This is a genomic window from Dactylosporangium sp. NPDC049742 (assembly GCF_040674675.1).
In the GTDB taxonomy this organism is placed as follows: domain Bacteria; phylum Actinomycetota; class Actinomycetes; order Mycobacteriales; family Micromonosporaceae; genus Dactylosporangium; species Dactylosporangium maewongense.
Map to the genome: position 1 here is coordinate 1 of NZ_JBFANF010000155.1, position 2,358 is coordinate 2,358.

General features: G+C 78.2%; 2 protein-coding genes. Both read right to left on the reverse strand.

Annotated elements, in window-relative coordinates:
* On the reverse strand, nt 1–825 hold an 825-nt coding region (locus AB0J72_RS58865), incomplete at its 3' end, for a serine/threonine-protein kinase (protein ID WP_363418017.1).
* Nucleotides 826–896: 71 nt separating this feature from the next.
* Nucleotides 897–2,231, reverse strand: a complete 1,335-nt coding sequence (locus tag AB0J72_RS58870) for a helix-turn-helix domain-containing protein (protein ID WP_363418019.1) — start codon at nt 2,229–2,231, stop codon at nt 897–899.
* Nucleotides 2,232–2,358: the final 127 nt, after the last annotated feature.

Genomic DNA, 2,358 nt, shown 5'->3' on the forward strand with positions numbered 1-2,358 from the left:
CCGGGCACGGCCCCGTGGCCCGGCGGCGGCGTGCCCGAGCGCCGCCGCGAACGCGGCCGCGTGCGGGTACCGGGCGCCGGGCGACACCGCCGTCGCCGTGCGCAGCACCCGCCCGACCCCGGACGGCACCCCGGCGCGCAGCGCCGGCACCCCCGGCCGGTCGGCCGCCGAGCCGGGTCCGGCGCCGGGCGCCGTGCCGAGCAGCGCCACCCCGAGCCGGCCGAGGCCGAACACGTCGGCCCGGGCGTCGACGACCGCGAAGGGGTCGTCCTGCTCCGGCGCCATGAACCCGGGCGTCCCGGCCCGCGCCGTCAGCCCCGACGCCGCCGCGACGGCCTTCGCCAGCCCCAGGTCCGCCAGGAGCACGTCGCCGGGCCCGTAGCCGCCGTCGGCCCGGAAGAGGACGTTGCCGGGGGTCAGGTCGCGGTGCACGATGCCGTTCGCGTGCAGCACCGCGGCCGCGGCGGCGACCTCGCGCAGCAGGACCAGCGCGTCCGGCACCGGCACGGGCCCGGCGGCGAGCCGGTCCCGCAGGCTGCCGCCCCGCGCCCACGCCATGACCAGGTAGGGCCGCCCGTCGGGCAGCTCGCCGACCGCGTGGACCCGCACGAGCCGCGCGTGGTCCAGGCGCCACAGCAGCCTGCCCTCGTCGAGGAAGCGTTCCCGGACGCGGAGGTCGTGGCTCCAGTTCTCGGCGAGCACCTTGATCGCCACGGAGGCGCCGAGCGCCGGGTCGAACCCGAGCCACACGGTGGCGAACGAACCGAGCCCGAGGAGCCGCTCGATCCGGTACGACCCGATCCGGTCGGGTGCCTGCACCTGCACGTCACCAGCCAGAGGACTGACCCGCGGCGCCGCCGTGACGCCGCAACCCCAAGCTACCGGTGCGGGGCAAGTCACTCGGTGGGGCGGGCGGCGAGCCGCAGCTCCAGCATCGCGGCGAAGCGGGCGTCGGGGTCGTGCAGGTCGAGCGGGCCGACCTCGGCCACCCGGCGCAGCCGGTACCGGAAGGTGTTCGGGTGCACGTACATGGCCGCGGCGGCGGCGACCGCGTCGCCGAAGGCGTCCAGCCAGGCCCGCAGCGTGTCGACGAGGTTGGTGTTGTGCTTGGCGTCGTAGGCGAGCAGGTTCGCCACCGCGCCGCTGGGCCGGTCGCCGCGGGCCGACACGACGTCGGCGAGGTCCAGCAGCAGCGCCTCCACGTGCACGTCGGCGAGCCGGGCGACCCGCCGCCCGGCGGTGTTGCCGGTGCGCAGGACCCGCAGCGCCCGGTCCGCCTCCGCCCGCGCCGCGGCGAGCCCCGCCACGTCCTGCGCGACCGGGCCGATGCCGGCGACCGCGGGGGTGCGCTCGCCGACCCGGTCGAGGAAGTCGGCGGCGATGCGGAAGGCGCCGTCGGCCCGGCCGCGGGCGACCGGGACGAGCCCGTAGACGACGTCGCCGACGAGCGCCGCCGCCGACCTCGGGTGCACCGCGCCGATGTGCATGGCGAGCGCGTCGGCCAGCCGCTGCCGCTCGGTGGCGAGGCCCGCGTCGGCGGTGACGCCGGACGGGTCGTCGGGGCGGGCGAGGAGCGCGAGCCCGAGCACGGCGACCGGCCGGTCGGCGAGCCCGAGGCGGTTCAGCGCGTCCAGCGCCCCCGGCCCGCCCTCCAGGGCGGTGCTCAGCAGGTCGGTGCGCAGCCGGCGCTCGACGTCGGCGCCGGCCCGGATGCGCAGCATGTGCAGCGCGACGACCCGGGCGGCGTCCCGCAGCGCCTGCATCCGGTCGAGATTCGGGGGCCCCTGCACGGCCGCCCAGATCGAGCCGAGGATCTCGTCGCCGGCCCGGACCGCGACCGCGACCCGGGGCAGCAGGAAGAAGTCGTCGCCGCCGGGCTCGACGTAGACGGGTTGGTCGCTGCGGTACAGGTCGCGGAAGATGCCCCGGTCGGTGAGCTGGCGCGAGTACCGCTCCGGCACCTGCCGGCCGAGGATCGTCTCGATGCGGGACCGGTCGGCCTCGTCCTGCCGGCCCGAGTAGGCCAGGACGCGGGAGCTGCGGTCCTCGATGGTGACCGGCGCGTCGAGCAGCGCCGCGATCGCGTTGGCGAGCGCGAACAGGTCACCGGCCGGCACCCCGCCGAGGGTCTGCGGCTCGGCGTCGCCGACGTCGCCCTCGGCCAGCAGCGAGCGCAGCAGCGCGGCCAGCTGCGCCCAGGACGCGCCGCGGGTCAGCCCGAGCAGCGCCACCCCGGACTCCGCCGCGGCGGCGGCCAGGTCGGGGTCGGCCGGTGTCGTACAGCGCGACGATCTCCTGCCAGTCGGTCGCCTCCCACGAGGGCGCCTCGGCGTGGACGGCGGCGATCGCGGCCTCGAC